The sequence below is a fragment of the Roseivirga misakiensis genome (assembly GCF_001747105.1).
Classification (GTDB): Bacteria; Bacteroidota; Bacteroidia; order Cytophagales; family Cyclobacteriaceae; genus Roseivirga; species Roseivirga misakiensis.
The window spans coordinates 969760-994963 of sequence record NZ_MDGQ01000003.1 but is presented as its reverse complement, the minus strand read 5'-3'; the positions used below and the strand labels follow the sequence as shown (position 1 = coordinate 994963).

The 25204-nt window shown below is 40.8% G+C and carries 23 protein-coding genes; 15 read left to right on the top strand and 8 right to left on the bottom strand.

The window, feature by feature from the left end:
- Positions 1-17: 17 nt before the first annotated feature.
- The 3 genes from BFP71_RS04565 to BFP71_RS04555 form a co-directional block, all read right to left on the bottom strand.
- The gene (locus tag BFP71_RS04565; protein ID WP_069834244.1) at positions 18-764 is read right to left on the bottom strand and encodes a LytR/AlgR family response regulator transcription factor; all 747 of its coding nucleotides are present in this window, start codon (positions 762-764) and stop codon (positions 18-20) included.
- Complete coding sequence (locus BFP71_RS04560; RefSeq protein ID WP_069834243.1) at positions 761-1816, bottom strand: sensor histidine kinase; 1056 nt, start codon at positions 1814-1816, stop codon at positions 761-763. Before BFP71_RS04560 ends, BFP71_RS04565 begins: the two co-directional genes overlap by 4 nt.
- Before the next feature lie 98 nt (positions 1817-1914).
- Positions 1915-2625: a LiaF transmembrane domain-containing protein gene (locus BFP71_RS04555; protein WP_141719674.1), complete on the bottom strand. Its 711-nt coding sequence runs from the start codon at positions 2623-2625 to the stop codon at positions 1915-1917.
- A 302-nt stretch (positions 2626-2927) separates the two neighbouring features.
- On the opposite strand from BFP71_RS04555, the gene fumC reads away from it, so the two are divergent.
- From fumC to BFP71_RS04530, 5 genes are all read left to right on the top strand, one after another.
- Complete coding sequence (gene fumC, locus BFP71_RS04550) at positions 2928-4328, top strand: class II fumarate hydratase (protein ID WP_069834241.1); 1401 nt, start codon at positions 2928-2930, stop codon at positions 4326-4328.
- 43 nt (positions 4329-4371) lie between these two features.
- Complete coding sequence (locus BFP71_RS04545; protein WP_069834240.1) at positions 4372-5025, top strand: hypothetical protein; 654 nt, start codon at positions 4372-4374, stop codon at positions 5023-5025.
- Between the two features lie 85 nt (positions 5026-5110).
- On the top strand, positions 5111-6811 hold the full coding sequence (gene recJ / locus BFP71_RS04540; RefSeq protein WP_069834239.1) for a single-stranded-DNA-specific exonuclease RecJ: 1701 nt from the start codon (positions 5111-5113) through the stop codon (positions 6809-6811).
- 19 nt (positions 6812-6830) lie between these two features.
- Positions 6831-7562, top strand: a complete 732-nt coding sequence (gene lptB, locus BFP71_RS04535) for an LPS export ABC transporter ATP-binding protein (protein ID WP_069834238.1) — start codon at positions 6831-6833, stop codon at positions 7560-7562.
- A 36-nt stretch (positions 7563-7598) separates the two neighbouring features.
- The gene (locus tag BFP71_RS04530; RefSeq protein WP_176723321.1) at positions 7599-9098 is read left to right on the top strand and encodes a GH3 auxin-responsive promoter family protein; all 1500 of its coding nucleotides are present in this window, start codon (positions 7599-7601) and stop codon (positions 9096-9098) included.
- Positions 9099-9707: 609 nt separating this feature from the next.
- Here the strand turns inward: BFP71_RS04530 and BFP71_RS04520 are convergent.
- Complete coding sequence (locus BFP71_RS04520) at positions 9708-11474, bottom strand: chloride channel protein (protein ID WP_176723320.1); 1767 nt, start codon at positions 11472-11474, stop codon at positions 9708-9710.
- Positions 11471-12283: a nucleoside triphosphate pyrophosphohydrolase gene (gene mazG, locus BFP71_RS04515; RefSeq protein WP_069834235.1), complete on the bottom strand. Its 813-nt coding sequence runs from the start codon at positions 12281-12283 to the stop codon at positions 11471-11473. The genes BFP71_RS04520 and mazG overlap by 4 nt, the downstream gene beginning before the upstream one ends.
- An 87-nt stretch (positions 12284-12370) precedes the next feature.
- Here mazG and BFP71_RS04510 point away from each other — a divergent pair, with 87 nt between their 5' ends.
- From BFP71_RS04510 to BFP71_RS04490, 5 genes are all read left to right on the top strand, one after another.
- Positions 12371-12601 carry a hypothetical protein gene (locus BFP71_RS04510; RefSeq protein ID WP_069834234.1) on the top strand — a complete coding sequence of 77 codons (231 nt, stop codon included), beginning with the start codon at positions 12371-12373 and terminating at the stop codon, positions 12599-12601.
- A 90-nt stretch (positions 12602-12691) separates the two neighbouring features.
- A complete protein-coding gene (gene glmM / locus BFP71_RS04505; RefSeq protein WP_069834233.1) occupies positions 12692-14074 on the top strand; it encodes a phosphoglucosamine mutase in 1383 nt (460 codons plus the stop codon).
- 10 nt (positions 14075-14084) lie between these two features.
- Positions 14085-15224, top strand: coding sequence for a cysteine desulfurase family protein (locus tag BFP71_RS04500; RefSeq protein WP_069834232.1), 1140 nt, complete (start codon positions 14085-14087; stop codon positions 15222-15224).
- An 84-nt stretch (positions 15225-15308) separates the two neighbouring features.
- Positions 15309-15587, top strand: a complete 279-nt coding sequence (locus BFP71_RS04495) for a hypothetical protein (protein ID WP_141719673.1) — start codon at positions 15309-15311, stop codon at positions 15585-15587.
- A gap of 91 nt (positions 15588-15678) precedes the next feature.
- Positions 15679-15996 (top strand): hypothetical protein, encoded by a 318-nt coding sequence (locus BFP71_RS04490; RefSeq protein ID WP_069834230.1) that lies wholly within the window; start codon positions 15679-15681, stop codon positions 15994-15996.
- Here BFP71_RS04490 and hemH read toward each other — a convergent pair.
- Positions 15993-17012 (bottom strand): ferrochelatase, encoded by a 1020-nt coding sequence (gene hemH / locus BFP71_RS04485; protein WP_069834229.1) that lies wholly within the window; start codon positions 17010-17012, stop codon positions 15993-15995. The two genes, BFP71_RS04490 and hemH, sit on opposite strands and share 4 nt — an antisense overlap.
- A 329-nt stretch (positions 17013-17341) precedes the next feature.
- Between hemH and nrtS the strand changes: the two genes are divergently transcribed.
- From nrtS to BFP71_RS04470, 4 genes are all read left to right on the top strand, one after another.
- Positions 17342-17590 (top strand): nitrate/nitrite transporter NrtS, encoded by a 249-nt coding sequence (gene nrtS / locus BFP71_RS19500; protein ID WP_394331364.1) that lies wholly within the window; start codon positions 17342-17344, stop codon positions 17588-17590.
- A gap of 47 nt (positions 17591-17637) precedes the next feature.
- A complete protein-coding gene (locus BFP71_RS04480; protein ID WP_069834228.1) occupies positions 17638-18846 on the top strand; it encodes a bifunctional alpha/beta hydrolase/OsmC family protein in 1209 nt (402 codons plus the stop codon).
- Positions 18847-18951: 105 nt separating this feature from the next.
- Positions 18952-20877 carry a cation:proton antiporter domain-containing protein gene (locus tag BFP71_RS04475; RefSeq protein ID WP_069834227.1) on the top strand — a complete coding sequence of 642 codons (1926 nt, stop codon included), beginning with the start codon at positions 18952-18954 and terminating at the stop codon, positions 20875-20877.
- A 70-nt stretch (positions 20878-20947) separates the two neighbouring features.
- Complete coding sequence (locus BFP71_RS04470) at positions 20948-22306, top strand: amidohydrolase family protein (protein ID WP_088124872.1); 1359 nt, start codon at positions 20948-20950, stop codon at positions 22304-22306.
- 47 nt (positions 22307-22353) lie between these two features.
- Here the strand turns inward: BFP71_RS04470 and BFP71_RS04465 are convergent, their stop codons facing one another.
- Entirely contained in the window at positions 22354-22875 is a 522-nt protein-coding gene (locus BFP71_RS04465) for a hypothetical protein (protein ID WP_069834225.1), read from the bottom strand.
- 98 nt (positions 22876-22973) lie between these two features.
- Positions 22974-23516, bottom strand: a complete 543-nt coding sequence (locus BFP71_RS04460) for a DUF2911 domain-containing protein (protein WP_069834224.1) — start codon at positions 23514-23516, stop codon at positions 22974-22976.
- Positions 23517-23653: 137 nt separating this feature from the next.
- Here BFP71_RS04460 and BFP71_RS04455 point away from each other — a divergent pair, with 137 nt between their 5' ends.
- Positions 23654-25204, top strand: coding sequence for a glycine--tRNA ligase (locus tag BFP71_RS04455; protein WP_069834223.1), 1551 nt, complete (start codon positions 23654-23656; stop codon positions 25202-25204).

Genomic DNA, 25204 nt, shown 5'->3' with positions numbered 1-25204 from the left:
GGGCTGGTTCGTAGGGCTTAGTACTTCAGCACTTCTTTGAGCTTACTGTGCCCGCTACGACTTACTGGTAGTTGACCACCCGTTTTTAATGAAAGTAAATAGGAGTCTTTTTCGTAGAGTTCGAGCTTTTCAATCTGCTTTACATTTACGATGTGGGACCTATGAACTCGGACAAATTCTCCATGTGGGAGTTTGTTTTCCAAGTGTTTCATACGCATCAGTTTTAAAAACTTGCCCTGGTCTGAGTGGATGGCTACGTAATCGTCTTGCGCTTCGAAATGAGCAATTGCTTCTAGTGGGAGAATTTGAATTTTATTACCCGTTTTTACAACAATCCTGTCTAGCGATTCATCACTTTCAGATCTGGTTTCTTGTAGCTCAGTAAGTTCCTCTTTGATGACACTTGAACTTCCGATTTTGGCTTTTGCCTTCGTCACGGCCTCGTTAAACCTATCTTCTGCGTAGGGCTTTAGGAGATAATCTGTGGCGTTTAGTTCAAAGGCTTTGATTGCATATTGATCAAATGCGGTACTAAAAATAATAACTGGCGGTTCTTCGAGTAATTCCAGCATTTCGAAGCCAGTAATTTTCGGCATCTGTACATCTAAAAAGATAAGATCGGGTTTGTGTTCCTGAATAGCTTTTAAGCCCTGAAATCCGTCGCCACACTCTTGAATGACTTCAATATCATCGAATTTTTGCAAATAGGCTTTGATCAAGTCTCTTGCTAAACTTTCATCGTCAATAATTATGGTCCGGATCATACGTCGGTTGCAATTTGTGGAATGTCGAGCCTAACAGTGAATAAGTTATCAGTCTTCTCGGTAACTACCAATTGAGGAACACCATAAATAAGCCTAAGTCGTTCAGTTACGTTTTTCAAACCGATTCCTTTCCCTTTTTTGCCCACTGCATTTGGGTCAAACTGATTACTTACCTCTATTCTTAATAAGTTTTGCTCCTGCCAAGCTTTCAATTTAATGGTAACCTGTTCTAGGCTCTCATAAATGCCATGTTTGATGGTATTCTCGAAGATCGGTTGAAGAATCAAGTTGGGTAAGTGCAATGCGAGACAGTCTTTTTCAATATTAGTTTCTACCGAAAGCCGATCGCCAAACCTGACTTTCTCTATGTCCAGATATAACATGATGTTGGTGATCTCATCATTCATAGTATTCATCTGGTCATTTTCTTTGCCTAATGAATACCTTAAAAATTCAGAGAGTTTCACAACCATATCCCTCGCCTTTTCAGGAGATATAATAGTAAGCGATGCAATTGAGTTTAAGCTGTTGAAGATAAAATGGGGGTTGATCTGCGACTTCAACATTTCCAGCTCTGAGCTTTTGAGCATGGTTTCTAACTGAGAGCGCTCTTGGTTTTTTTCATTTACATCATCGTAGTATAAAATGAGGTAATACACCAGTATGATGATGAAGTAATACATAAGGCCAAGGGCACCACGCCATGGCAATGACTCGCGCAAAAAGTTTAAGTACTCTTCTTCACCAGCTAGTCTGGTTAATATACTATTGCTGATAAAAAGGGCTAACCCGACCGAAATTACCAGCGCTGCCACATGGCTAATAATTAAGTTGAGGAGCTGTGATTTATCAAAGGAGCTATACCTAACATTGAACCAGTAAGATAGCCCCAGCCCATAGAAAATGCCGTTGAAAATGGCACTATCGATCGCGGCCATTTTAACTTCTAAATCGTTGAAATAGAAAAGTCCAAAGGCAAACAGTATGCTGATCACAAGCCAGATGCCTGTGTAAATGATAATGTTTCTATTTCGAATGAAAGGGTGATTCATAAAAAAATCCGCGCGAAGCGGAAATTACAAAAAAGCTAGAAGTGATTAACGGTGAGCCGTAAGAATAAACTTTCGACCCACCGTTTTAAAACTTGGTGTTATTTAACCTCTCCTCCTCCAAAGAGCACCAAACCTTTAATTACCAATTCTTTTCCATCATTAGCGTCATTTTCGTTGATGACCTTGCGCTCATCAGAGAAACCTCCAAAAATTGCAGTGACTTTTACTTTCACATTCATGTCTGCAGGAACTCTAATGTCGCAACCTCCGAATAGAACAAATACATCCAATACGTTCGTGCCCCAGGCTAAATCAGAGTTAATGAGGTTTAAACTTGTTCCTCCAAATATCGAAGTGAGTTTGCCTCCTTTGAATTCTTTGGATGTGACCACTCGCTCGGCTCCTGAAAATACTGCCAGTTCGTCGACGTAGTCGAGTTCATTCTCAAAACTTTTTTTTTCATACTCGTCTTTGTGGCTATTACGCTTCAAGATTAAGGAGAGACCAACTCCTACAAGCGCTAGTGGCCATAAGTCGAATATATCATTGAAACCAAAGTTCCAGTAATAGTAATCGGCCATATCATCCAAGAGGAAAATTCCACCTATAATTAATAAGGTGATACCTAATCCAACTTTCTCTCTTACCGATAACATAAATACACCAACAATGATGAGTATTGAATGCCACCTGAATAGATAGTATGGTAAATTAAATCTGAAGATTTCTAGATTATCGAAAGTCAGTAAGAGACCAATGATTAAGAAGGCTGCTCCTACAAATATTCGTCTGTTTATTTTTGATTCCATGATTGTTAGCTTTTTGCGTTTCGTTGTTTTTTGAGTTTTGACTTTTGGGCTTTTAATGTCTCCGACCAAAGAGACGTACCGACCAAAGTTGTTTTGTTGTTTTTGACTATTCAAATGTACGCCGATCACCTACCAAAATGGTTCGTGAAATCGGTAAACAAACGCCATGTCTCGGTAAACGGTCAGAGCTTTCGACTAAGATTTTTTGCTTCACGCTACCGTTCGGTGAATAACCGTAGTTTTCCTTTATCCTAAACACCCCAATGCCTAATTTTGAATAGCTTTAAAACATCTCATTCACTATGGAATACAGAATAGAAAAAGATACAATGGGCGATGTGGAAGTACCAGCAGACAAGTACTGGGGAGCCCAAACACAAAGATCTCGCAATAACTTTAAAATAGGACCGGAGGCTAGCATGCCGCTAGAAGTGGTACATGGCTTTGCTTATTTGAAAAAAGCCGCTGCGCATACCAATTGTGAGCTAGGCGTTTTGAGTGAAGAAAAGCGTGATTTGATTTCTGCTGTTTGCGATGAGATCCTAACAGGTTCGCTGGATGATCAATTTCCTTTGGTTGTTTGGCAGACAGGTTCAGGTACGCAGTCTAATATGAATGTAAACGAAGTGGTTGCCAACAGATCACACGTTTTGGCGGGTAACAAACTGGGCGAGGGTAAAACGTTTATTCATCCCAACGATGATGTGAATAAATCTCAATCATCCAATGATACATACCCAACAGGGATGCACATTGCTGCCTATAAAATGATAATTGAAACTACTATTCCGGGTGTTGAACAATTAAGGAATACCCTGAAGGCCAAGTCTGAGGCTTTTATGAATGTGGTTAAGATTGGTAGAACACACTTAATGGATGCTACACCGCTTACTCTAGGACAAGAATTTTCGGGTTATGTTTCTCAATTAGATCATGGACTGAAAGCTTTGAAGAATACTTTGGCCCACCTTTCAGAGTTGGCCTTGGGGGGAACTGCTGTAGGTACTGGAATCAATACACCTGAAGGATATGCTCCTTTAGTCGCAAAGAAAATAGCAGAGTTTACAGGACTGCCGTTTGTTTCTGCTGAGAATAAGTTTGAAGCCTTAGCGGCTCACGATGCTTTTGTGGAAACACATGGTGCGTTAAAACAGCTAGCTGTTTCACTGAACAAGATCGCGAACGACATTAGAATGCTAGCTTCAGGGCCAAGGTCGGGTATCGGAGAAATCATTATCCCGTCTAATGAGCCGGGCTCTTCAATTATGCCAGGTAAAGTAAATCCTACGCAATGTGAAGCCATGACCATGGTTTGTGCACAAGTTATGGGTAATGACACTACCGTATCAGTAGCTGGCGCACAAGGTCACTACGAATTGAACGTGTTTAAACCAGTTATGGCTTACAACTTATTGCAATCGGCCCGTTTGATCGGTGATGCTTGCGTTTCTTTCGAACAGAACTGTGCGATCGGCATAGAACCAAACCATAAAAGTATCCAGCAGCACTTGAATAACTCTTTAATGTTAGTAACCGCGTTGAATACGAAAATTGGTTATGAGAAGGCGGCAAAAATTGCCAAAACAGCCCATGAAAACGGCACTACCTTGAAAGAAGAATCAGTAAACCTGGGGTACTTAAGCGCCGAAGAATTCGACGAGTGGGTGAGACCTGAGGATATGATTGGTAGTTTGAAAAGCTGATGTTATTGTCATAACTTGTATTTCTGAATCTAATTTTACCCAAATGAAAGGTCAAAAAGCACTTTTTACCATCCTTCTTGGTGTTTTTGTTGCCACGGCGGCATTAGCCCAGACCATAGATGTAAGACCACTGACTAAGAAAGAGCTCAGTGAGTGGAAAAAGCGAAAAAAGAAACTTACAGTAGAGGAGTTTAAAAGGCTTTCTGATGAAAATGTTGCACAGAAGGCTCAAATAGCGGCCAGTCAGGGAGAGATCGAAAATCTGGAGAGACAATTGTCAAGCAAAGATGATAAGATCAGTGAGTTGCAAAAGCAGGTTACTCGAATGCAAGCTGCTTATCAAGTGTCACAGCGTGAAATTAATAACTTAAAATCTCAACCAAATCGACTTCCTATGAAGGTTGAAAGAGATGGCGGAGAAGATTTCAGCGTTGGTGTAGTGTTCAAAGTGCAAGTAGGTGCGTTTCGTAAAATTGATCTAAATAAATATGCTAACAGTTCGAAAGATTTCTCTGAAGAGGAAATGGAAGAGCTGAGAAAGTATGTGATAGGCAATTTTAGAAATTATGATGACGCCAACGTATTAAAAAGGTATTTAAGAGAAATGGGAGTTGAAGATGCTTGGATTGTCCCTTACAGAGATGGCAAGCGTGTTCCACTTAAAGATGTACTAGACATTAAGAAAGTGTCTAACTAGTATTTTTGAATTTATCTTAGCAGTGCCTTCTTGAGGGCACTGTTTTTTTGTGCCCAAATAACTGATTAACCCTTAAATTTAACTTATGCAGAAACGGTGGCTATTTGAAGAGGGGCATAATCCTGATGTACTCAATGTACTTCAAGAAGAAGTCAAGATAAATGAGACAATAGCCAAGTTATTGGAGCAGAGAGGCGTTTCTACTTTTGAAGAGGCCAAAACCTTCTTTCGTCCTTCCTTAGATCATTTACACGATCCTTTCTTAATGAAAGATATGGCGAAAGCCGTAAATCGACTAACCGATGCGATCGGTAATGGTGAAAAAATCATGATTTACGGTGATTATGATGTGGACGGCACTACGTCAGTCGCCACTTGCTTCGGATTTTTGAATGAGTTCTATGATAACCTCGGATACTATATCCCAAATCGGTATAAAGAGGGTTACGGTGTTTCGAGTCAAGGCATTCAATACGCCAAAGAGGCAGGATACTCCTTGATAATCACCTTAGATTGTGGGATAAAAGCCGTTGATCGCGTGAAAGAGGCCAACGATCTTGGGCTAGATGTGATCATCTGTGACCATCATACTCCAGGAGATGAGTTGCCTGCTGCATATGCAGTTTTAGACCCAAAGCGAGCTGATTGCGAATACCCATATAAAGACCTATCGGGGTGTGGCGTTGGTTTTAAGTTATTGCAAGGTTTCTGCATCCAATCTGGCATAGCATTGACCAAACTCTACCCGTATTTGGATTTACTAGCCGTAAGTATTGCTTCGGATATAGTACCGATTACTGGGGAAAACCGAGTGATGGCATTTTTTGGATTGCAAAAGGTAAATCAAGACCCTAGACCAGGACTTAAAGCACTTATTGAGCTGTGTAGAGCACAAAAAGAACTCACCATTTCAAGTATTGTGTTTGGTATAGGCCCTAGAATAAATGCGGCCGGAAGAATGGATGATGCTGGCGCGGCTGTAGACTTGTTATTAGCCAGTACCGAAGAGGAGGCGTTAAGCTTGGCCGCCACGGTAAACGATAAAAATGACGCTAGAAGAAATTTTGACAGCGCAAATACCGAAGAAGCACTGGAAATGATCATGTCAAATGAGGAATTTCGAAATGCAAAGTCCACAGTTTTATATAAAGAGGATTGGCACAAAGGTGTCATCGGGATCGTAGCTTCTAGGTGCATCGATAAGTTTTATAAACCCACGGTAATTCTAACTGAATCTAATGACATGGTTACTGGCTCGGCTAGATCGGTGATGGGGTTTGATGTTTACGCCGCAATAAGCGAATGTTCAGATTTGCTTGAGCAATATGGAGGACATATGTATGCCGCAGGAGTTACCATGCCGATCGATAATGTGGATGCCTTTAGAAAAAAATTCGAGGAGGTAGTTTCAAGAGATATTACCGAAGATCAGCTAACACCAGCTATTAATATTGATAGTCTTGTGAATTTAGAAGACATCAACGATCGATTTTATAGTATTATCTCACAAATGGCCCCATTTGGGCCAGGAAATCCACAACCCCTGCTTGTAACCGAAGATGTTTACGCCGAAAATGTTAAAGTCCTAAAAGAACAGCATTTAAAATTCACAGTCAGACAAGAAGGTACGAATGTTGCTTACGATGTGATCGGTTTTGGGTTTGCAGAGTATGCCGATTTAGTCGGTAGTGGAATGCGATTTCATATCGCATTTTCGGTAGAAGAAAATGATTTTCGTGGAAGAAAATCGCTCCAACTCTTCCTAAAAGACCTCAAGTTTGATTGATTAGCGTATTTTTACAGAAATGAAGTTATCTGCTGAGCACCTTGTTAAAACCTACAAAAAGAGAAAAGTAGTCAACGATGTTTCAGTTGAGGTAAAGCAAGGAGAAATTGTTGGGTTACTCGGGCCAAATGGTGCGGGAAAAACCACCACCTTTTATATGATTGTTGGCCTTGTAAGACCAAATGAAGGCCATGTTTTGTTAGACGGTGAGGATATTACCGCACTACCAATGTTCAAGAGGGCCCAAGCGGGCTTGGGATATTTGGCCCAAGAGCCGTCGGTTTTTCGAAAACTTACGGTGGAGCAGAATATAATGGCAGTGCTCGAAATGACTAAGCTACCCAAGCAAGTGCAGAAGGAAAAAATGGAGTCCTTGCTGGAAGAGTTTAGCCTAACGCACGTGCGGAAAAACTTAGGGCGGGTGCTTTCGGGAGGTGAAAGGCGCCGAACAGAAATTGCGAGAGCACTTTCGGTAGACCCCAACTTTGTATTGCTTGATGAACCATTTGCTGGGGTAGACCCAATCGCAGTGGAGGAAATCCAAACCATTGTCGCCAAGCTAAAGGACAGAAATATTGGTATTCTAATCACCGATCACAATGTTCAAGAAACCCTGTCAATTACAGATAGAGCATACCTAATGTTCGAGGGTAAACTTCTAAAAGCTGGTACAGCCGAAGAACTAGCTGCTGATGAACAAGTCAGAAAAGTGTATCTTGGAAAACACTTTGAGTTGAAAAGAAAAATTTAAGCTTTGGCAATCCTGAATTCCATTCTCACCTGGGTCATGAAGAAACGCATGCATCAGATTGAGCTATTCATGAAATACCCTCATGATGTTCAGGAGGAACTATTTAAAAAACTGGTAACCACAGGCCGAAACACTGAATTTGGTCGCACCCACGGTTTTGCCGACGTTCATACTGAAGAACAGTTTAGGAAACTCATTCCAATTTCTTCATACGAAGACATTTGCCCCTATATAGAACGAAATATGGCAGGAGAACAAAACCTCCTGTGGCCGTCAGATGTCAAGTGGTTTGCTAAATCATCGGGTACCACCAACGCAAGAAGTAAGTTTATACCCGTTTCCTATGAAGCATTAGAAGAGTGCCACTTTAAAGGTGGTAAGGATATGCTTTCTATTTATTGTAACAATTATCCACAGACTAAAATGTTTGATGGAAAAGGACTTACAATTGGTGGAAGCCAGCAAATCAACCAATTTGATAGCAATAGTGAATCATTCTATGGCGACGTTTCCGCGGTAATTATGTCCAATCTTCCTTATTGGACTAAGTTCGTTAGAACACCCACATTAGATATTGCGCTCCTAGAAGAATGGGAATCCAAGATTGATCTCATGGCAAAGCATACCATGGATGAAAACGTCACAAGTATTTCAGGCGTGCCGACTTGGACCATCATATTGCTTCAAAAGATTATGGAATTAAAGGGGGTTGATAATATCCATGAAGTTTGGCCTAACCTAGAAGTTTTCTTCCATGGTGCAGTCGCTTTCGGCCCTTACAAGAGTATTTTTAAGAGCATTATTCCATCCGATCAAATGCGCTATTTGGAGACCTATAATGCTTCAGAAGGCTTTTTTGGAATTCAGAATGAAATTGGATCAGAAGATATGCTACTGATGCTCGATTATGGTATCTACTACGAGTTCATTCCGTTCTCAGAAATTCATAAAGAGTCTCCAAAAACGGTAGGTTTAAGCGAGGTAGTGGTCGGAGAGCAGTATGCTTTAATTATTTCTACAAATGCTGGCCTTTGGCGCTACAAGATCGGCGATACCATTCAGTTCACATCTACTAACCCTTTTAGATTTAAAATATCGGGCAGAACCAAGCATTTCATTAATGCTTTTGGTGAAGAAGTGGTGGTCGAAAATGCAGAAAGAGCGATTGCCATGGCCGCGGAAAAAACGGGAGCGCAGATCAATAACTTTACAGCTGCACCGCGGTATTTTAAGGAAAATGAAAAAGGTGCTCACGAGTGGATAGTTGAATTCGAAAAGGACCCAGACGATATCGATCGTTTTGTAAAGTTACTGGACGAAACACTTAGAGATATTAACTCTGATTATGATGCCAAACGTCACAGGAGTTTAGCCCTGACTCAACCGATTATTCATCACGCAGCACCGGGTACTTTTTACGAATGGATGAGAAACCGAGGAAAGTTGGGTGGCCAGCATAAGGTGCCAAGGCTTTCAAATTCCAGAGAATATTTAGATGACATTCTCAAGCTAATGAGCGTTGATCATATTGATTAAAAAAGGCTGCTCAAATTAATTAAACCGTTTCTAATATTCTATCAGGAATTAGTCCTAGAACTAGGATTTAATGGAATGCAATTTTTTGAAACTGACAGCCATTAAAACGAAAAGTTCTTCATTTTCAAAAATTGTATTATTCTTATAGTGCCAATTTTAAATTTTCAGTTAGTGTTTGCTTTAAGTTATCGGAATGTGAAAAACGAGCGTTACCAATTCGACCCCTCATAATATTTAGGTAATCAACTATTTAAAACATTTTTGGGCGCTGGGGTAGGCCCAAACTAATTTTATGTATAAAAAGTTTGAATTTTTTTTAAGCTTAATATTAAGCGAAATACTGGTAAAACCATATTTTTTTTGTCGCGATATTTTGACAGTTTTTAGACAAAAAAAAGAATCAAAAATTTGGCTCATTTTTTTTCCACAATTTCGATTTTTTATCCACAGACTTTATCAAAATTGCTATAATCACCTGATTAAAAGATAGTTATGAGTAAAATTTAAAACTAGAATTTTGTTGATAACTATTTTGAATTTTAGATCAAAGTAAAAATTCTAAAAAATCATCTTGTTGGTTTTCAGGGACTTTGAGGCCGTTTTGAGAGCCTATTCTTTATTTTGCCGTTTAAGCTTTGTGCGGTAAGTATTGAAAATTCTAGATTTAGATACGATGCCTATATATTCATCATTATCGATGACAGGTAAGTTCCAAGCGCCTGTTTTTTCGAATTTGCCCATAACCTGCTGCATGTTTTCATTAGAATTTACTGTTTCAGGCGGTTTACTCATTAATGTTCCAACAATTACATTTTTCTGAGATTCACTGTCAAACATGATTTCCCTAATATCATCGAGTGTGATTATGCCTTTTAAGACATTATTTTCATCCACTACTGGAAAGATATTACGCTTAGATTTTTTGACAAGATCCACCAAATCGTCCAACTTATTTTCTGGATGGATGGTCAATAAATCCTTTTCAATCAATTTGCTAATGTTCATCAAACTGAGTAATTGCTTGTCCTTATCGTAGGGTATTAAGTCTCCAGACTCTATCAATTTGGCCGTGTAAAAGGAGTGCTTTTGAAAATAACTATTGGCACTAAAGGCCACTGCCGACACGAGCATCAGGGGTAGGAACAATGTATAGCCACTCGTGATTTCTGCAATCAAGAAAATGGCGGTTAATGGTGCATGCAAGACACCACTCATAACACCACACATACCGACTAATGTAAAGTTGCTGACAGATAGTGTTTTGCCTAGGTCTAGGAGGTTGTTAATGGAGGCAAATAAGAAACCAGTAATGCCCCCAATGAAAAGGGAAGGGGCGAAGATACCGCCATTGCCGCCCGCTCCGATTGTAAAACCAGTGGCGAATGGTTTGAGTAAAAGCACCATAAATGCGAATGCCACAATGGCCCATGGATCTGAAATTCCTGCGAACAATTCGCTATTACTGAATACTTCCGAAGCTTGACCGTTTAAGATCAGCTTAATTGTATTATAGCCTTCACCAAAAAGAGGGTTGAATAATAAGATAAGTAAGCCTAAGGCCAAGCCGCCTATGATAGCCTTAAATATCGGCCGCTTGATTTTGGCTACTAATTTCTCGGCAAACAGTGTGGTATTGGTAAAATAATAGGCGACAAGCCCACAAATAGCACCCAAGACAAGGTAGAACAGAAAGTCACTTGTTTGAAATGGATCAGTTAGATCGAATGAAAACAAAACATTGTCACCAGAAAAGAGCATCGATATTAGGGAACCAAGTACGGAGGCGATAAGTAATGGTATAAACGCTCCAATGGTTACCTCACTTAAAATGACTTCTATACTAAAGATCACACCCGCCACAGGTGAATTAAAGATGCCAGAAATCGCGGCAGCGGCGCCACAACCAATCATCAGAGTTCTCTGCTTATAGTTCAGGTGCATTAAGCGCCCAATGTTAGATCCGATGGCAGATCCTGTCACTACAATAGGTGCCTCCAAACCGACAGAACCTCCAAAGCCGACGGTCAGTGCAGAAGTTAGCATTCGGCTATACATTTTAATTCGGCTGACGATACTCGATTTTTTAGATATATAATAAAGAATAGAAGTGACGCCGTGGCCTAGAGTTTCTTTTAACACATATTTGGCTAGGAGTGCAGTCACCAGAATACCAACTACAGGTAGAAATACATGAATAAAAGAGATGTCTAATGAAAGTAGCTTGGCCTGTATGAAATGAACAGTTCCTTTTAAAGTAACTGCGGCTAGCCCTCCGATAACACCCGTTAAGCCCGCCAAAAGAATTACAAAATTCTTAATGCTTAAATGTCGGATTCTCCAGACTAGAAATTTACCCAGTAACCTTTTCAAAATCATTTGATTGATTTGGCTCTCTCCCAATATTCATCCATTTCGTCTAGACTCATATCAGAAATGCTTTTGCCGTCTTTCTGCGACTCACTTTCTAAGTACTGAAACCTTTTGATGAATTTGAGATTTGTTCGTTCCAGTGCCTCTTCAGGATCGATATCGATGAATCTGGAATAATTTACTAAAGAGAAAAGAAGGTCTCCAAATTCTGCTTGAGCCTTTTGTTTATCGATCGGTGTATCGGAATCTACATTGAATTCATCCTTAAATTCCTGCATTTCCTCTTCGACCTTTTCCCAAACCTGTTCTTTTTTCTCCCAATCAAAGCCTATTCCTCTTGCCTTATCTTGTATCCTAATGGCCTTTACCAGAGCGGGTAAGGAGTTGGGCACGCCGCCTAAAACAGAGACGTTACCTTTTTCTTTCAATTTGATTTTCTCCCAGTTGGCTTTTACAGCTTCTTCGTCATCGGCCTGCACATCGCCGTAAATATGAGGGTGTCTATGGACAAGCTTATCGCTAATCGCCGAGAGCGCATCTGCCACATCAAAAGCACCTTTTTCGTCTGCGATTTTCGAGTAAAAAACCATATGCAACATTAGGTCACCGATCTCCTTTTTAACCTCATCTAGATTCTCGTTGATAATGGCATCCGATAATTCATAAGTCTCTTCAATTGTTAAGTGCCTAATCGTTTCAAGAGTCTGCTTTTTATCCCATGGACAATTGAGCCTTAACTCATCCATTATGGTCAATAATCGATCAAAGGCCTCAAGCTTTTCTTTCCTTCGAAGATCTTTTGGGGGTTGAATCATGGAGCTTATGGGTTTTATCGAAACTTATGTTGCAAAGGTAGTGTTATGAACTCAAGTATATTTAAATTTGAGCCAAATTAGTCTGTTATGACCACGCTTGTATTAACATTAATTTTAGTAGGGTTATTCTTTGTAGGGATGTCGGTGAGACTCATTTTATTAAAGAATGGCGAATTCAAAGGAACGTGTGCTTCTCAAAGTCCCTTCTTAAATAAAGAAGGCGTTCGATGTGGATTCTGTGGTAAAGATGTGCAGCCTGGCGAGTCATGTGGCAACCCTGATAACGAGGTTGATAAAGTCTTGGCCAAGTTTAAATAACCCCTCATTTTATTTCCTTTTACATCCTTTATTATTGACTAGTTTCTGCACTTGTTTTGCTACTTTTGTGGCTGTAACAACCAAAACACTGTGACATTAATTAAGTCAATTTCAGGAATTCGCGGAACCATCGGTGGAAGCGTAGATCAAGCCCTGACACCCATCGATGCCGTAAAATTTGCAGCAGCATTTGGTACTTGGGTCAAAGAGAAATCAGGTAAATCCAAAATAGTGATCGGTAGAGATGCTCGCCCTTCTGGTGAAATGATCGCGAACCTCGTTTCTTCTACTCTAGTTGGTCTTGGTATAGATGTCGTTGACCTAGGATTGTCAACTACACCAACGGTTGAATTTGCCGTGCCACTGGAAAATGCTGGTGGAGGTATAATTTTAACGGCTAGCCACAATCCGGTACAATGGAATGCCCTTAAACTGCTGAATGAAACTGGTGAATTTATCAGTGGTCAGGATGGAAAAGAGGTACTGGCAATTGCTGAAAGTGATGCATACCAGTTTGCGGAGGTAAAGGAGTTAGGTAAAATCACTCAAGACGACACCTACATTGACAAGCACATCCAATCAGTTTTGGATTTAGCCTTGGTAGATGTTGACGCCGTAAAAGAAGCGCGTTTCAAGGTAATTATAGACTGTGTAAACTCAACGGGTGGAATTTCTTTACCACCACTTTTGAAAGCACTTGGTGTAGAAGTGGAAGAAATGTTCTGTGAGCCGAATGGAATGTTTCCACATAATCCAGAGCCACTTCCTGAGCACTTGAGCCAGATTTCTTCGGCAATGGAAAGTCGAAAATATGACCTTGGAATCGTTGTAGATCCAGATGTCGATCGTTTGGCATTTTTGTCAGAAGATGGGACTCCATTCGGTGAAGAATATACATTAGTAGCTGTGGCAGATTATGTTTTGTCACAAACCAAAGGCAATACTGTTTCCAACCTATCTTCGACTAGGGCTTTAAGAGACGTTACTGAAAAGCATGGCGGTACGTATACTGCTTCGGCTGTGGGTGAAGTGAATGTTGTCACGAAAATGAAAGAGACGAATGCTGTAATTGGTGGAGAAGGGAATGGTGGTATCATCTATCCAGACTCGCATTACGGGAGAGATGCCTTAGTCGGTATCGCTTTATTCCTAACGCATTTGGCAAAATTTGGCAAGCCTGTATCAAGACTTCGGTCTACTTATCCGAGTTACTTTATTTCTAAAAACAAGATCGATTTATCTCCAGATATTGATGTAGATAAGGTATTGACAGCTATGGAAGAAAAGTATAGCGACAAGCCCGTAAACACCATTGACGGGGTAAAAATCGAGTTTGACAAAGAATGGGTACATTTGAGAAAGTCAAATACAGAACCGATTATAAGAATATATGCTGAGTCTGAATCGTTGAATACGGCAGAACACTTAGCCAACAAGATTATTTCTGATATAAAAGAAATTGTGTCCAATTAATGCAAATGAGATGAATATCTATTTCGACAACGCGGCAACAACACCATTAGACCCTGAGGTTTTTGAGGAAATGAAACCTCTAATGTTAGATGTCTTTGGGAACCCATCTTCTACACATGCCCACGGCCGAGAGGCGCGGACAAAAATTGAACACGCCAGAAGAAAAGTTGCTGATTTGTTGAATACCACTCCTTCAGAGATCTTTTTTACTTCTGGAGGTACAGAAGCAGATAATACAGCGATTACTTGTTGTGTAGACGCTTATGGACTAAAGCATATTATCACTTCGAAAATTGAGCACAAGGCAGTCTTGGAAACCGCTATGAAAATGGAGGAACTTGGGCTCGCCAAAGTAAGTTTTGTTGACCTTGATCATCAGGGCCATATAAACATGGATCACCTGCAATCATTGCTTAAAAATAACAGCCGTTCCTTGGTGTCAATTATGCATGCCAATAATGAAATAGGCACTTTAAATGATATAAACGCTATCGGTGAACTGGCATCTGAGTATGATGCTATATTTCATTCCGATACCGTTCAAACCATGGGTCATTTTGCCCATGATACCCAAAACCTAAAATGCCATTTTTTGGTAGGCGCCGGGCATAAATTTCATGGCCCGAAAGGAGTTGGCTTCTTGCGAGTTTGTAAGAGCAAAAGAATTGGTCGTTTCATTCATGGCGGTGGCCAAGAGCGCAATCATAGAGGAGGAACAGAAAACCTATATGGTATAGTAGGAATGGCTAAAGCGCTTGAAATTGCCTATCGTGAAATGGAACAACACGAAAAGCATATCAGAGGCCTGAAGGATAGAATGATTGCTGGCCTGACAGAAAGAATTCCGGGTGTTTCATTCAATGGTGATGTAAGAGATGGCCATAGTCTATACACCGTTTTGAACGTAAGCTTTCCGCCATCAGATGATAACGATATGTTATTGTTCAATCTCGATATCAACGGGGTGTCTGCCTCGGGAGGAAGTGCTTGTAATAGTGGTGCATCTACTGGGTCACATGTTTTAACTGGAATAAACGCGGCATCAGATAGACAAGGCATTCGATTCTCTTTTTCTAAGTACAATACAGCCGATGAAGTTGATTTCGTCTTAGAAAAACTGGTGGAAATTTTAGAGCCAGTGATGGCCTAATACAACCTTTTTTCCTCTTGGCAGTCTATCTTAAGTAACTGTTTGCAAGTGATGAACCTAAAACCTCTTTTTTTATGTCTTTTTTTGTTTGCTATCGTAGCATGCAGCGATGATGACATTGAGGTAATTACCACTAGCGGCACCATTGTGGACGGTTCTACCCAATCAGGATTGGCCGACTGTGGTTTTTTACTGCGAATAGAGGGAACGCTATACCAGCCAACTTATTTGAACTTGGAATACGAACAAGACGGTCTTGACGTTTTTCTTAAAGTTGAATTTTTAAACCAAATAAGTGGCTGTAATACGAGTGGTGACGATATTTCAATGGTCAGAATTCAACAAATTAGTCCTTCGGATTGATATTGTCCGTATATTGTAAGCGAAATCCTCAACATGTATGCTTACCGATTCATTTCACAAAATAGTTACGTGAATTAAGGTGATAGAAAACATGAAATTAAAACACATAGCATTTTTAAGCCTGATATTATGCTTATACGGTTGTAAAACGGTAGAAGTAAAAGCCGAACAGTTGGCTACTATCAGAGATGGGGCAAACGTTGCAGGCTTCCAAACCTGCGGTTGGGTAATCCAATTCGACAATGAATTTAGTTCAATAGTAGTTCCTGTTGATCTAGACCCAGCTTTTCAGCAAGATGGCTTAAAAGTAGAGGTAATATTGACCAACAGTACACAATTAGCTACTTGTAGAAGAGATTCTCCACCAATGGTAGAAGTAGTCTTTATTCGAGAAATAGAGAGTAACTAAGCCGTTTTTACTAAATCTTCAAGGCATTCAATCCACGTTTCAGAATCATTTAAGCTCGGTACTAAGTCCCAGACTTCACCGCCAGCTTCCATAAACTCTTCTTTAAATTCTTCACCGACTTCAATCGTCGTTTCTAGACAGTCTGAAATGAAGGCTGGAGAAAATACAAGTGCCTTTTTGATTCCTTTTTCTGGTAATTCTTCTAGAACCTCGTCCGTATAAGGCTTAATCCATGGGTCTTTACCTAATCTAGATTGGAAAGTAGTGGTATAACCATCCTCTTTTAAGCCTAGTCTTTTTGCTAATTCTCTGGAAGTATAAAAACACTGTGCCCGGTAGCAATACCGGTTTCTTTCATGCAGTACACTGCAACAAGATCCAAGTTGGCACTGATTACCAACGGAGCCCTTTCGAATATGTCGCTCTGGAAGTCCATGATAACTAAAGATGACATGGTCATAATCCTGCTTCTCCATTAGCGCCTTGCCATTATTGGCGAAAGCTTCAAGGAATTTTGGGTGATCCATGAACTGATTGATATGTGCAACAGATGGGATAATCTGCCATTTGCTTACCAATTCATTCACTTTTTCTGAAACAGAACCTGTACTTGCGGAAGCATATTGAGGAAATAGAGGTATTACAATAATTCGCTTAACATTTACTGCCTTAAGCTCATTTAACCCTTCTTCAATACTCGGGTTTTGGTATCTCATGGCCAACGTAACCTTATAGTCATCGCCAAGCGACTTCTGAAGCATGTCTCTTACGTCGTAGCCATAGAATTTCAGAGGAGAACCTCTTTCGACCCAAAGTTTTGCATACTCTTTGGCCGATTTTGGCGCTCTTAATGGGGCAATAATTCCATTGACGAGAATAAATCGAGGAATTGCAGGAATATCTATGACCCGGCCATCCATTAAGAATTCTCTTAGATACTTCCTTACATCTTTAGTAGCAGGACTATCAGGTGTTCCTAAATTGACAAGTAATACGCCTATTTTTTCTTTTCCCATTTGTGTAGACTATTGCACCAAAACAGATCGCAAAGATATTTGTTTTGCTGATAAGGCCTATTTCTTAAGAAAGATGATGTCGTCGAAAAAATAAAGCCCCATCTAGGTAGACAGGGCTCGTGATTTATGGTCTCGTTACCGAATCGAATTTTTGTTGCAACCAGTAATTTCCTCTCTTTCCGGTAGCTATCGATATGAACAACGGACTTAAATGGTAGTCCTATAATTAACAATCGAACGCTGAAATACCCTTAGGATAATAGAAATTACGCCCTTATGTTGTTTAAAAGACACCTTCTATCATCTCAGTAGTCGATTTTTGTTTGGTCATGGGTCAATTACGGGTACACAACAAAAAGAGAAATTTGTTGAAGCACATTTTTTCGGATAAGTCCAATTTGGTGCTCGCTATTAAAATGTCACTTGTTGTCGGTACTATATTGAACTGCATTAATCAAGGAGAGTGTCTCGTGAATCAAGAGTTGGATCAGCTCAATCTTCCGAAATTGTTGATCACCTATTCAGTACCCTTTTTCGTTTCCCTATATTCCACCACCATCATTAAATTCAAAAGGTGAGTTCGAACTTTTTTGATGGCAAGAGGCTTTTCTAATAAACCTGAGCTATGAAAACCATCAGACTTCAATTCCCCAATGCAAATGGCGAGCAACTGTCGGCTAAGTTGGAAATGCCGGTAGACAAAAAACCAGTGGCTTATGCGCTTTTTGCGCATTGTTTTACCTGCTCTAAAAATCTAATGGCCGTAACCCATATTAGTAGAGGTCTTACGGCCAAGGGAATAGCCGTTTTAAGGTTCGATTTTACAGGCTTAGGTGAAAGTGAGGGAGATTTTGAGGACACTAATTTCTCTAGCAATGTAGAAGACTTAATTGTGGCTGCCGAGTACTTAAAATCGGAGTATGAAGCGCCGAAACTACTAGTCGGTCATTCATTAGGCGGTGCAGCCGTATTGATTGCCGCTGGAAAGTTAGCCTATATTGAGGCTGTAGCGACTGTTGGAGCACCAGCCGATCCACCGCATGTTCAGCACCTGTTTGGCAATTCTATTGAAGAGATTAAAGTCTCTGGAAAAGCAGATGTTTCCCTTGGCGGTCGCCCATTCACCATAAAAAAACAATTTATAGATGACCTTCAGCACTATGAGGATTCTGAAGGCATCAAAAACTTGAACAAGCCATTGCTCATTTTACATTCGCCACAGGATGAAACTGTGGATATTAAAAACGCGGAGAAGATTTATACCGCTGCAATGCATCCTAAGAGCTATATTTCCCTCGACGGGGCTGATCACTTGTTATCTAAAAAAGCTGATGCTCAATATGTCGGAGAGGTGGTTGCCTCATGGGCGAAAAGGTATGTTAGTTACGAAGAAAAACTAGACCTAACTACCGATCGGCAGGTGGTGGTTAGAAATGAAAAAGAAAATGGCTTACTGACCGAAGTCTTGGCCAATGGGCACTATTTGGTTACGGATGAGCCCACAGATGTCGGGGGAACTGATTTAGGTGGCACACCTTACGATCTTTTAGTGGCTTCCCTTGGCGCTTGTACTGCGATGACCATTAGGCTTTACGCCAATGACAAAGACATCGATTTACAGGAAGTAAAGGTGCATTTATCAAGAGAGAAGCGGCATGCTACCGATGCGATCAACTTGGATGAAAAAAGCAAAGTGGAATTTATAGACCGAGAATTAGAACTGACAGGCAACCTAACGGAAGACCAAAGGAATAGGATCGTTGAAATTGCCGATAAATGTCCTGTTCATAAAACATTGACTAAGGGGCTACAGGTAACCACTGTCCTAAAATAATCCCGTTGATTTGTCCCCATTAGACGCGTTTCGTAAGCGAAATTTGTTAATTTGGTAGCTTACGCAAAACTGAATTTTGTCAAAAAACCATTGATCTGTTCGTGAATGACTGATTATCAACAAGTTTTATTATTGCTTGGAGGCTTTATCATTGTGGCGGTGGCTGCAAATCAAATAGCTGGTTTTTTTCAGAAAATCAAGCTTCCCTTTATCACGGGAATTCTAGTGGTAGGCCTCTTTTCAGGCCCTTTTATCTTCAAACTATTGCCTCAGAATACGGGCACTGGGCTTCAATTCATTAATGATATATCTCTGGCTTTTATAGCCTTTGCCGCTGCGGCAGAGCTCTATTTGAAAGAGCTAAGAGGTCGTATGAAAAGCATCAAGTGGATGACATTCGGACAACTCATGGTAACGTTTGTCGGAAGTTCCGTCCTAATCTATTTCTTGGCCGATCAGATTGAGTTTATGAGCTCCATGAACTCAGCGTCAAAAATTGGAGTATCCATAATGATGGCCACAATTTTTGTGGCGCGATCACCCGCCTCAGCCATTGCCGTGATCAATGAAATGAGAGCTAAGGGGCCTTTCGTCCAAATGGCCATGGGCGTTACGGTGATTAAGGACTTTCTAGTCATCATTTTATTCGCGGTTTGTCTATCAGTTGCTACCACATTAATCAACGGAGACCCTTTTAACATTCAGTTTTTACTCGTTTTACTAGCAGAGTTGGCAGCTTCGTTTGCCATTGGCTATATAGTGGGTAGGCTGCTAATATTGGTCTTGAGCATAAGACTTAATGCTTATGTAAAAATGGGGCTCGTCTTAGCGGTGGGTTATGCCGTTTATCTCCTCTATTATTTCGTAAAGCATTATACGGAAGATCACTTTGGATTTGAGTTCCATATAGAACCACTCTTGATTTGTATCATTGGTAGTTTTATTGTCACTAACTATTCTCGTTTCAGACATGAGTTCATCAAGCTTCTGGAGGAAATGGGGCCTATTATTTACATCTGTTTCTTTACCCTAACAGGCGCCTCAGTTTCTATAGATATACTTGTTAAAGTAATAGGTGTAGCATTTATGCTATTTGGTATTCGTTTGGTTACCATGATCGCGGGTTCCCTTTTAGGAGGTTCTTTAGCTGGAGATTCAGCGCTGTTCAGAAAGATCGGATGGATGCCATTCGTTACACAAGCCGGTGTTGGTCTAGGACTTGCCACCATTGTGGCGAACGCATTTCCTGCTTGGGGCTCAGAATTTCAAACCATTGTAGTGGCAGTGATTGTATTGAACCAGTTCGTTGGGCCACCGCTCTTTAAATGGTCAATCCAAATGGTTGGTGAAGCTAGGGTAAAAGCAAATACGCCTCATTTTGATGGAATTCGTGATGCTATGATCATTGGAGTAGAGTCTCAATCTGTAGCACTCGCTAAGCAATTGAAAGAACACGGCTGGGAGGCTGAATTAATTACTAAGAAACAAGATATTCAAGTAGATGAGTATCCCGATTTGGTTATCCATAAAGTCGATGAATTCACTTTGGATTCTCTCACGGCTCATAATATTCAAAAGGCGGAGGCTGTAGTACTTACCTTAACGGATGACGAAAATTTGGCAATCGCCGAGATTCTCTACGAACAGGTGGGGACGAAAGACATAGTCGTTCGATTAAATCATCGATATAATTTCGAGAAGTTCCATAAACTCGATTGTTTAATCGTAGACCCATCTACCGCTATGGTAAGCTTGATGGATCACCTCGTAAGATCTCCGCAAGCAGCGACACTTTTATTGGGTATGCAAGAAAATCAGGATACTATGGATGTCGAAGTTCAGAACCCGAACCTGAGAGGATTGCCACTTCGAGATTTGCGTTTGCCTTCCGATATCATTGTGCTTTCTGTGAATCGTGGAGGACAGAGCATTATTACCCACGGCTATACCAGACTTCGGTTAGGCGATGTATTGACCATGGTAGGTTCCAACGATAGTCTTCAAGATGTTGCTCTACGTTTCGATCGCTAGGTAAGGGCTGTCAAACAAACCGTATACTACTTCTTTCCAAGTTTAGTAACTTTCGGTAAACCTTAAGCGCATGAAAACACCTTTATCGTTCATTTTTAGCCTTTTGTTTTGCCTGATCGGGTCTTCGCTCATGGCGCAAAACCTTTACATTAAAGGAGGGCACTACTTCGATACAGAAACCGGCGCCATGATTGAGAATAATGGCATTGTGATTCGAAGTGGAAAGTTTGTTTCAGTAAATCAAAGACTGGATAATACAGAAGAATATGAAGTCGTTACGCTGAGCGATGATCAATATTTGCTACCTGGTATTTTCGACTTACATGCTCACTACCGTGTAACTTTTGATGGTGTTCGTAGAGATGAAGTTGAAGCGAACCCGGTAATTTTTCTTGCCAATGGTGTGACATCTACTTTTCCCGGCGGAGAAATCCAACCAGAGGTGATGCTTGAGGCGAGAAGAAAGATCGATCGTGGTGAAAAAGTTGGTGCTCGAATCCATAGTTCTGGCCCATATTTCGGCACAGCATTTCCTGCTTGGAATCGAGGGACTACCATACAGGATATTTACGATAAAGTAGATAAATGGGCCGAGTTAGGCGTAGCGGGTTTCAAGGCAAAGGGAATTTCTCCAGTACTACTGAAAGCTTTAATTGAAAGAGCGCACATGCATGGCCTACCCGTAACGGGGCATTTGGGTTCAGGTTTTCGAAATACCGTCAACCCACGTGATGCTATTACCATGGGTATCGATCGGATTGAGCACTTTTTAGGTGGCGATGCACTGCCCAACACACAATCGGCTTACGCCACACTACAAAACTTGGATACCAGCGACCCAGCAATCGATAAACAAATCGATCATTTCATTCAAAACGGGGTCTTTTTCGATGCCACCTTGACTGCATATGGCTACTACGGGCATAGGGAAAGTTTTTATGACTATTGGCACGATGAGCGCAAGTATTTAACTCCTTATGCCTTTGAAATCACGAAAGAAACGCGTCAAGAATTGGGCATGTTCCAGAAAATATTTGACGTGAAAAAAGTAACGATCAAAAGATATTTCGACAAAGGAGGAAAAATTACGCTAGGGACAGATCATCCATCCGTTGGAGAGTTTATACCTGGGTTTAGTGCCCATAGAGAAATGGAAGCTTTGGTTTCTATTGGAATTCCAAATGCCGATGTATTGAAAATCGCGACCATTAACGGGGCTACTGCCCTTAGAAAGAGTGATATTTTGGGTAGTATTTCTGTGAGTAAACTGGCCGATGCCTTTATTATTACTGGTAATCCTTTGGAAGAGATTACTAACACCAGAAATGTGAGTGTGGTGATAAAAGGAGGTAAGGTTTATGATGCAAAAGCCCTTTTAAAAAGTGTGGAAGGAAAAATGGGCCCAAAAAGTGAAACGGATTGGAAATAAAAAAGGGGCCATTCCCAAAGCCCCTTTTTGCTCAGAATTAGTGGAAACTAGTTTCCACCACCATTTTCTTTCTCCTCGGTTTCTTTTTTCTCTTTAAGCATCTCTACCCTTCTTTTGACTACTCTTCTTCTAAGCGTATCTCTCATCGGTCTTCTTCCATCTTCTCTGATTTGGCCTCTTCTCTGAAAACGTCCTCCTTGTCGTGAATCTTGACCTCTTTTAGCCCTGTTAAGCATGGCCCCTCTGCCTCTCTTTTTGGCGCTTTCGTATTTAGCCCATTGCTCCTCCGTAAGAATGTCCTTCAATTTTGCTTCGCGAGCCTCTCTCGCTACAAAAGCATCTCGCCTCATTTCTTCTCGGATTGCCTTCGCTTTTTCCATGGCCACTTGGCGTTCCTCTTTTGCCGCTTTTAGTTCTTTATCTAGGGCCGCCTTTTGCTTGTCTGTAAGCTCAAGCGCCTTCGCCATGCGTTCGGTTTGGAGTAGCGTTTTATTCTTGTCCTGAGCTAGGAGTTGGCTGCTGGAAAAAACCGCAGCAGCTATAAAAAATAATTTAATAAATGACCTCATGATTTTTTTCTTTTAATGTGCAGTTTGGATGTACTGAAAATCAAAAGGTTTAATGAGCCACCAAAAATTTTATTGGTTAGAAAGCCTGAAAGATGGAATTACTGAACTGTGAAAGGTACAGTCACTTTGGTGTCGTCCCAAGCAAAAATCAGCACAGGAGTACCGTTATTCTCAGTAAAGTCGATAGTAAATAACTCAACTACATCGGGTAAATTCTCTACTTTCCCGGGGACTCTGGCTACATCAAATTCGGGATAATAATCCGTACCCCAATCTGGGATTTCAGTGTTAAAGATGACCGTCCATTCCTCTTTATTTGGGATGGTCACCAAGGAGTAATTACCAGCTGGTAATAACTGATTATTGGAGAACAAAATATCTTTTGAAAGCTCTATTTCTGTCGTTTCGTTGGCACCAGTTCTCCACCATTTTCCGAAAGGGACTAAATCACCAAAAATCACTCTCCCGTTTTTGGAAGGTCTACTATAAGTTACCCGAATGTTTACCTCGCTATTGGTAAACTGAGATGTGGACTCTGGGCTATATTGTTTAGTCTGATATAACTGATATTGTTGTATGGCAATGATGGCCAACAAAATGACAATTATACTTCCAAAAATGACTGTTAACCGCCTAGACATCGCTTGTAAAGATACCCAAATACCTGAATAGAGCTGTTTTTTTAACCGAGATATTACTTGTGCGGAGCGGCTAGGCCAGTTTTCCTTTTTTCTATCCGCCTTGTTTTAGTTGCCCCCCTTTTGCATATCTTTGCGGCATGGCACAGAATGAAGATAATTTGCTCAAAAAAATCGCGAGTCACGCAAAGGAATACGGCTTTATATTTCCGTCTAGTGAAATATATGATGGCCTTGGGGCTGCGTATGACTATGGGCAAAACGGTGTAGAACTTAAGAACAGTATTAAGCAATATTGGTGGAAAGCAATGGTGCAAATGCACGAAAACATTGTGGGTATTGACGCCTCTATTTTCATGCACCCTACTACTTGGAAAGCTTCTGGCCATGTGGATGCCTTTAACGATCCGATGATCGATAATAAGGATTCTAAAAAGAGATATAGAGCCGATGTTCTGATTGAAGAATACATCGCTAAAGTAGAGGCAAAAATTCAAAAGGAAGTAACCAAGGCCGAAAAGCGATTTGGTGACGCGTTTGACAAAGAGCAGTTCTTAGCTACAAATCCAAATGTTCTGAGAAACCAATCGAAAATCGATAGCATCAACGAAAGGCTAGGTAATGGTCTCGAGAATGGTGATTTAGCCGATATCAAAGCACTGATTGAGGAGTTAGGCATCGCCGATCCCGTTTCTGGGTCTAAAAACTGGACCGATGTGCGTCAGTTTAACCTAATGTTTTCTACCGAAATGGGTTCTGTTGCCGAAGACGCCAACAAGATTTACCTAAGACCTGAAACGGCACAAGGCATATTTGTCAATTTCTTAAATGTGCAGAAAACTGGTCGGATGAAGATTCCTTTTGGCATAGCCCAAATTGGAAAAGCCTTCAGAAATGAAATTATCGCCCGACAGTTCATTTTCCGAATGCGTGAATTTGAACAAATGGAGATGCAATACTTCGTGAAGCCAGGAGAGGAAATAGAATGGTACCAAACCTGGAAAGCAAAGCGTATAGCATGGCACAAATCACTGGGCTTAGGTGAGGATAATTACCGTTTCCACGATCACTTGAATTTGGCACACTACGCCAATGCCGCCGCCGATATTCAGTTTAATTTCCCAATGGGTTTTAAAGAGCTAGAAGGAATTCATTCGAGAACGGATTTTGACTTAAAAGCACATGAGGAACACTCAGGCAAGAAGCTACAGTTCTTTGATACGGTAGAAAATAAGGCTTATGTGCCTTATGTGGTAGAGACTTCGCTTGGTTTAGATCGTATGTTCTTAGCCGTTTTATCAAGTGCTTATACGGAGGAAACGCTAGAGGACGGAAGTGAAAGAACCGTACTGAAATTACCGGCGCCATTGGCACCATATCATGTAGCAGTACTTCCTTTATTGAAGAAAGTTGAGTCTGGCTTGCCAGCGAAAGCTCGTGAAATCTTGACCGAACTTCAGTTTGATTTCAACTGTCAGTACGACGAGAAAGATGCCATTGGTAAGCGTTATAGAAGACAAGACGCAATCGGAACACCGTATTGTATAACGGTAGATCACCAAACTTTGGAAGATAATACGGTAACCATTCGTGATAGAGATGATCTTTCGCAAATCAGAGTTTCGATAGACGAAGTCAAGGGCAAACTGAAAGAAACGACTTCTATGGAGTCGCTTTTAAGGAAGCTCTAA

Bases quoted from the DNA above. Each gene is read 5' to 3' on its own strand.
- BFP71_RS04555 (WP_141719674.1), bottom strand. From the start codon at position 2,625: ATGGAATCAAAAATAAACAGACGAATATTTGTAGGAGCAGCCTTCTTA.
- BFP71_RS04560 (WP_069834243.1), bottom strand. From the start codon at position 1,816: ATGAATCACCCTTTCATTCGAAATAGAAACATTATCATTTACACAGGC.
- hemH (WP_069834229.1), bottom strand. From the start codon at position 17,012: ATGGGAAAAGAAAAAATAGGCGTATTACTTGTCAATTTAGGAACACCT.
- BFP71_RS04565 (WP_069834244.1), bottom strand. From the start codon at position 764: ATGATCCGGACCATAATTATTGACGATGAAAGTTTAGCAAGAGACTTG.
- recJ (WP_069834239.1), top strand. From the start codon at position 5,111: ATGCAGAAACGGTGGCTATTTGAAGAGGGGCATAATCCTGATGTACTC.
- BFP71_RS04475 (WP_069834227.1), top strand. From the start codon at position 18,952: ATGACTGATTATCAACAAGTTTTATTATTGCTTGGAGGCTTTATCATT.
- BFP71_RS04500 (WP_069834232.1), top strand. From the start codon at position 14,085: ATGAATATCTATTTCGACAACGCGGCAACAACACCATTAGACCCTGAG.
- BFP71_RS04490 (WP_069834230.1), top strand. From the start codon at position 15,679: ATGAAATTAAAACACATAGCATTTTTAAGCCTGATATTATGCTTATAC.
- BFP71_RS04480 (WP_069834228.1), top strand. From the start codon at position 17,638: ATGAAAACCATCAGACTTCAATTCCCCAATGCAAATGGCGAGCAACTG.
- BFP71_RS04545 (WP_069834240.1), top strand. From the start codon at position 4,372: ATGAAAGGTCAAAAAGCACTTTTTACCATCCTTCTTGGTGTTTTTGTT.
- BFP71_RS04455 (WP_069834223.1), top strand. From the start codon at position 23,654: ATGGCACAGAATGAAGATAATTTGCTCAAAAAAATCGCGAGTCACGCA.
- fumC (WP_069834241.1), top strand. From the start codon at position 2,928: ATGGAATACAGAATAGAAAAAGATACAATGGGCGATGTGGAAGTACCA.
- mazG (WP_069834235.1), bottom strand. From the start codon at position 12,283: ATGATTCAACCCCCAAAAGATCTTCGAAGGAAAGAAAAGCTTGAGGCC.
- BFP71_RS04465 (WP_069834225.1), bottom strand. From the start codon at position 22,875: ATGAGGTCATTTATTAAATTATTTTTTATAGCTGCTGCGGTTTTTTCC.
- nrtS (WP_394331364.1), top strand. From the start codon at position 17,342: ATGGGTCAATTACGGGTACACAACAAAAAGAGAAATTTGTTGAAGCAC.
- BFP71_RS04510 (WP_069834234.1), top strand. From the start codon at position 12,371: ATGACCACGCTTGTATTAACATTAATTTTAGTAGGGTTATTCTTTGTA.
- BFP71_RS04520 (WP_176723320.1), bottom strand. From the start codon at position 11,474: ATGATTTTGAAAAGGTTACTGGGTAAATTTCTAGTCTGGAGAATCCGA.
- lptB (WP_069834238.1), top strand. From the start codon at position 6,831: ATGAAGTTATCTGCTGAGCACCTTGTTAAAACCTACAAAAAGAGAAAA.
- BFP71_RS04460 (WP_069834224.1), bottom strand. From the start codon at position 23,516: ATGTCTAGGCGGTTAACAGTCATTTTTGGAAGTATAATTGTCATTTTG.
- BFP71_RS04530 (WP_176723321.1), top strand. From the start codon at position 7,599: ATGAAGAAACGCATGCATCAGATTGAGCTATTCATGAAATACCCTCAT.
- BFP71_RS04470 (WP_088124872.1), top strand. From the start codon at position 20,948: ATGAAAACACCTTTATCGTTCATTTTTAGCCTTTTGTTTTGCCTGATC.